Genomic DNA, 5,609 nt, shown 5'->3' with positions numbered 1-5,609 from the left:
GGGTGAAGCGCTCGCCGAAGATGCCGGCAAACTGCGCCTTGGCCATGACCCATTCACGTGGCCCCATCTTCCACGCCTTCTCGGAGCGGTTCAAGACCAGGTAGAGCAGCTTCAGCGCGGCCTCATCGGTCGGGAAGTGCCCGCGGGCGCGCACGGCCCGGCGCAGCGTGGCGTTCAGGGCCTCAATGGCGTTCGTGGTGTACAGGATCCGGCGAACCTCGCTGGGGAAGGCATAGAACGGGATCACCTCGCCCCAGGCCCGTCGCCAGCTCTGAGCGATGGCCGGATAGCGCCGACCCCATTCGCTCATCTCGAAGGCCGCCAACGCCGCCTCGCCAGCCGCGGCATCGAGCGCGCGGTAGATGTCCTTCAGCGCACCCGCCACGAGCTTGCGGTCCTTGTAGGACACGAAGTCGAGGCTGTGGCGTAGCAGGTGGACGATGCAGGTTTGGACCAGCGCCTCGGGGAACACCGCCCGGATCGCGTCGGGGAAGCCCTTCAGGCCATCGACCACGGCAAGCAGCACATCCTCGACGCCGCGGTTCCTGAGCTCGTTCATGACCCGCAGCCAGAACTTGGCGCCCTCGTTCTGCTCCAGCCACAGGCCGAGGATCTCCTTGGCGCCGTCGGCGCGCACGCCCAGCGCGATGTGGACGGCCTAGTTGCGGACCACGCCCTCGTCGCGCACCTTGATCCGCAGGGCGTCGAAGAACACGATCGGGTAGACCGGCTCGAGCGGCCGGGCCTGCCAGGCGGCGACCTCCTCCAGCACCGCGTCGGTCACCGCGCTGATCAGGTCGGGCGAGACCTCGATGCCGTAGAGCTCGCGCAGGTGCGCGCCGATCTCCCGGGTGCTCATGCCACGCGCGTACATCGACACGATCTTGTCGTCGAAGCCGGGAAAGCGGCGCTGATAGCGGGCGATCAGCTGCGGGTCGAACGTCGCCTGCCGGTCGCGCGGGATCGAAAGCTCGATCGGGCCCGTCTCGGTCGTGACCGTCTTGCGGCCATAGCCGTTGCGCGTGTTGCCGGCGTCCTCGCCCGCCAGATGGTGGTCCATCTCTGCGTTGAGCGCCCGCTCGGCCAGGGCCTTCTTCAGCTCGTCCAGCAGGCCATCGGCCTCGAAGGCTGTCTTCGGATCGGCCCCGGCCAGGAGCTGGTCCAGGATCGCGTCAGGGAGGCGGGGTGCTTTGCGTCGTGCCATCGGGAACCTCCTTCGGGTCCACTATGGCCGCCCGCACACGAAATTCCTGACAGTCCCGGTTCCTGCCGGAGGTCTGGACGCCGGATGCGGCGACCGAGCGGTTGCGCCGGCTCGTGGCGCGGCGCAACCAGGTGGTCCGCCATCGCACTCGGCTCAAGAACGAGACCTCCGCATGCCGACCTGTTCAGCCGGGTCGGCCGAGCCTGGCTGGAACGGCAGGCTTTGCCCGATGACGAGCACGCGGCGATCAAGCGTCACCTGCGCGAACTCGATACCCTGGGCGAGGATCTCGCCGTCCTTGACCGGGCAATCGGCGAGGCGACGCTCGATAGCCCGGTGGTGCGCCGCCTGCTCACCGTCACTGGCATCAACGTGACGGTGGCCGCCGGGCTCGCCGCCGCGATCGGCGATGTGCGCCGCTTCTCCAGCCCGCAGAAGCTGGTGAGCTACTTCGGGCTCAACCCGCGCGTGCGTCAGTCCGGTCTCGGACTTGCCCAGCACGGGCGCATCAGCAAGGCGGGCCGCAGCCACGCCCGGGCGCTGCTGGTCGAGGCCGCCTGGGCCGCCGCCAAGGCGCCGGGACCGCTGCACGCCTTCTTCGTGCGGGTGCGTGCCCAACGCGGTCACCAGATCGCCGCGGTGGCCACGGCGCGCAAACTCGCCGTGCTCTGCTGGCACCTGTTGATCAAGGAAGCCAACTACCTCTGGGGCCGCCCGGCCTTCGTTGCCAACAAGATCCGCGGGCTCGAACTGCAGGCAGGCCAACCGCAGAAGAAGGGCAACCAGCGCGGCCCAGCCTACGCCTCTACAACGTCAACGCGCTGCGCGATCAGGAGATGGAGATCGCCCGGCGCGCGGAGACCGCTTACGAGCGGGTCGTGGCGCACTGGACGCCGCGCCCATCGAAAGCGGTGCGCGGACGCCTCAAATCGGCAAGGCTCGAATGAAGGCGGCCCGGCGGGGCTTGCAGCCGAGGCCCCACGCTTCGCCACGAGGTCGTCCGCGTCCTGAGAAAGCTACCACGGAAGACGAGAAGGGTCTTGTCCATCTCATCCGTGCTGTGGAGCTTGACCCGGTGTGCGGCAAGGAAGCCCATGTAGGCCAACACGTCCGGCTCGGCCTCGACCTGCTCCGGCAGCGCGTCCCACAGGTTGGGCAACGCCCATGCCCACGCCGCGCACGGGCGAAGACGACAAGACGATCGTCGCTCCGGATGACGCGCTCGATGGTGCAGCCCGGCAGGGATGAGGACAGGATCATCCGCCTGGTGAATCAGCCCGTGCCATCCTTGTCGCCGCGACCGTTCCACGCAAAATGCGGGAGAGCCGCGAAGCCGCGGGAGGATCACGGCCGAGGTCGCCGTAGCCGTAGTCACCACCCGCTCACGCAGGTCCAAGCGGTAGGGGCGGCCCATGCATCACTGCGGCTGTCGACCGGCCTAGTGAATCAGCCTCTCAGCGCCGCGTGAACTCCACAAAACCGACTCAGCCCAAACTGAAAACGCTCTAGCAAAGGTGCCGCCGCAGAGTTCCGACCGCAGATTGGACAGATAGTAGCCACAGCGCGCGGACGGGTGCGAATATGCACTCCTTACAGAGCAATCGAACAAAGCCAATAAGTATCTTCAGCTAGGATGCTTATCAAAATCTTGCCATCGTACTGCAACGCCCTCCATTCTCCAGAGCCAACGCATTATTTGCTCTCTGTTCCAAATTGCCAACCATCTGGCTGGACACCCTTCAATCGAGTCCCATATAGTGAATATAGGCTCGGGAAAGCAAAAGGGCTGAAGCGTTAGATTAATCCGACGCCATGACGCAGGCCCTGTAGCAGAGTCCGTATTTTGTCTACATTGCGCGTGATGAGTCGTTGCGAAATATTTAATATCAGATCGCAGAAAATTGAAAATAGTGCTGAATATGTCATAAAAGGACATGTGGAAAATTACGTCTCTGCATAACCAGAAATCAGCTTGGGGCAACCGATCCCGGGTGATATCTAAAACAATGAGCTCTAATTTTGGATGTTTGATTTTATTTTGCTGGATGAGGTCTCTCGAAATATCAGCCCCAACGTATTTCACACGCTTCAGTTCAGTCTTCGTGATCCAATTTAGATCACCACATGGGGCATCAAAAATAGTCTTACAATTTAAACACCGCATGACACTTGGAAGTACAATTCTGAGCGATCTTGTATACTTAATTGTCGATCCAGGGCCGCTCTTTGACTCATCTGATCCCCATGATCCAGAAAGAAACGCTTGATTAAAATCGTCTGATGACGCCATCGGTATGTTCACCTTGGGCAGATATTGATCTGACAACTAATTCTTACTGCACTCAAAATCACATTCAATAAAGTAAATTTATACGAGCAAGGCCGAGAAGTTGGATTTTCTTAACTCTTCCGCTATACTGACGACCTCGCTGATTTTTCGACAATATTGTACTCAAGTTCGCAGTTAAAGCTGCGACTTGGAATTACAGGCATCCAATAAGTCCTAGAAGTCCGCTCGAACTCAAATTGCATGTAGGACGTGAATTTTTTTTTAGAGGGCTTAATCGTCACCGAGAAAATCCGAGTATCTATTGTATGACAATTTAATCAAATCGTCTTTATATCCGTCAATAACTTCCTTGAGGTAAGTCGGTTCCTCTTTACAGAGCATTGAAATTCTATCGCTTATTGATCGAGCATTGAGATACTCGTTTACAGTGAATAGTCGATCATATTCTGAGAATAGATCAACCCCATGATCTAAGTTTGGCCTCAGGGAGGGAGTACCAACGGCAATACTTTCTAGTTCGGTCATTGGCTGACAATCATTTATGGAAACATTGAGGCATAAGTCAACAATTGCAAGTCTTGTCATGTGAGCTTTAAAGGAATCATATCTCTCGGTGCGAACTTTTTTCAAAAGCGAGCCCTCCATTGATTGATAGCAAATTATATTTCTAACTTGGTCGCACGCCTCAGCGCCGACTAGATTAGTATACATATTCTTCCATTGATTGTTCCACGATGCAAACAAGCAATTTATTGGCTTGCTGCTGAATGCGGGTGTTATTCGATTGATATTCACTGCCGGCGAGATATTTACGAGTGAGGTGTGCCAGCCTTTACTATGAACTTCGCCCATTCCCCGCCGCAAGAAGCCGATTTTATTGACAATATTTTCGTCTGCAAGACCTACCGCATCTTGGAATAATCGCAATTCATGATCAAATGCCCATCCAGCCATAGTACCGTGCCAAACGACCGAAATTTTGATCTCTGGATGGGCTGACTTCAAAGCAGTCAAGAGATATTTTGTGGTTGGCGCCATGCCATGAGCTACAATTCGTTTTATATTCCTCCTCTCGAGCTCCTCCAGGATAGCAAGCGCGTCTTTAGTCGTCCATTTATGATGGCCATCTATTGCAATTTTATCTACTGGAAAGGCTCCGCAAGCTTGTCTAATTCCCACCCATTGCTGGGTGAATAAAAAAATAGTGTCATTAAACACGCTACTGCTTCCATGCGCGTACTGTGTATCTCGTTTTGCATCGAACACAAAACAATCTTCCGTTGAATTTTGAGAAGCATGCTGCTGCGTTGCTAGTTTCGACGAGTTGTGCTCTCTACTCCTCAAGTCCGCCAACGCGTCCAATATTTTTTTGGAAAGATTATATGAAGACATTTCAAGTTACTCTTTTCAATTATTCGACCGTGACCGACTTGGCCAAATTCCGCGGCTGGTCCACGTCTTTCCCCATGAACACCGCCGTGTGGTAGGCGAGCAGCTGGATCGGCACCGCGTACACGATCGGCGCCACCGTCGGGTCGAGCGCCGGCATGGTGAAGGTCGCGAGCGTGTCGAGCCCGTGCTCGGCCGCGCCCTTGGCGTCGCCGATGAGCACGATCCGGCCGCCGCGGGCGGCCACCTCCTGCATGTTCGAGACCGTCTTCTCGAACACCGCGTCGTGCGGCGCGATCACGATCACCGGCACGCTCTCGTCGATCAGCGCGATCGGCCCGTGCTTCAGCTCGCCCGCCGCGTAGCCCTCGGCGTGGATGTAGCTGATCTCCTTGAGCTTCAGCGCGCCTTCCAGCGCCATCGGGTAGCTGGTGCCGCGGCCGAGATAGAGCACGTCCCGCGCCTTCGCGACCTCCTGGGCCAGACCCTCGATCGCCGCCTCGTGGGTGAGCGCCTCGGCCATCAGGCCCGGCGCCTTGATCAGGCCGTCGATCAGCCGCCGCTCGCCCGCCGCGTCGAGGGTGCCGCGGGCCCGGCCCGCCGCGATGGCGAGGCAGAGCAGCACGGTGAGCTGGCACGAGAACGCCTTGGTGGAGGCGACGCCGATCTCCGGCCCGGCCAGCGTCGGCATCACCACGGAGGATTCCCGCGCGATCGTCGAGGTCG

General features: G+C 58.5%; 3 protein-coding genes and 1 pseudogene. 1 reads left to right on the top strand and 3 read right to left on the bottom strand.

All coding sequences use genetic code 11. The features are described from left to right. Positions 1–1,204 (bottom strand): annotated as a pseudogene (locus BMY19_RS30100) (IS256 family transposase); the annotation flags it as partial. A gap of 222 nt (positions 1,205–1,426) precedes the next feature. On the opposite strand from BMY19_RS30100, the gene BMY19_RS30095 reads away from it, so the two are divergent. Then, positions 1,427–2,215 carry a transposase gene (locus tag BMY19_RS30095; protein ID WP_244535083.1) on the top strand — a complete coding sequence of 263 codons (789 nt, stop codon included), beginning with the start codon at positions 1,427–1,429 and terminating at the stop codon, positions 2,213–2,215. A 1,549-nt stretch (positions 2,216–3,764) separates the two neighbouring features. On the opposite strand, the gene BMY19_RS30735 is transcribed toward BMY19_RS30095, so the two are convergent. Both BMY19_RS30735 and BMY19_RS30085 read right to left on the bottom strand, forming a co-directional pair. Beyond that, the gene (locus BMY19_RS30735; RefSeq protein WP_139215756.1) at positions 3,765–4,886 is read right to left on the bottom strand and encodes a hypothetical protein; all 1,122 of its coding nucleotides are present in this window, start codon (positions 4,884–4,886) and stop codon (positions 3,765–3,767) included. Between the two features lie 19 nt (positions 4,887–4,905). Next, the coding region (locus tag BMY19_RS30085; protein ID WP_139215727.1) for an SIS domain-containing protein at positions 4,906–5,609 on the bottom strand (704 nt) is incomplete at its 5' end.

The organism is Methylobacterium sp. UNC300MFChir4.1, assembly GCF_900110155.1.
GTDB lineage: Bacteria > Pseudomonadota > Alphaproteobacteria > Rhizobiales > Beijerinckiaceae > Methylobacterium.
This window is presented reverse-complemented; position numbering and strand designations above follow the sequence as displayed.

Bases quoted from the DNA above. Each gene is read 5' to 3' on its own strand.
- BMY19_RS30735 (WP_139215756.1), bottom strand. From the start codon at position 4,886: ATGTCTTCATATAATCTTTCCAAAAAAATATTGGACGCGTTGGCGGAC.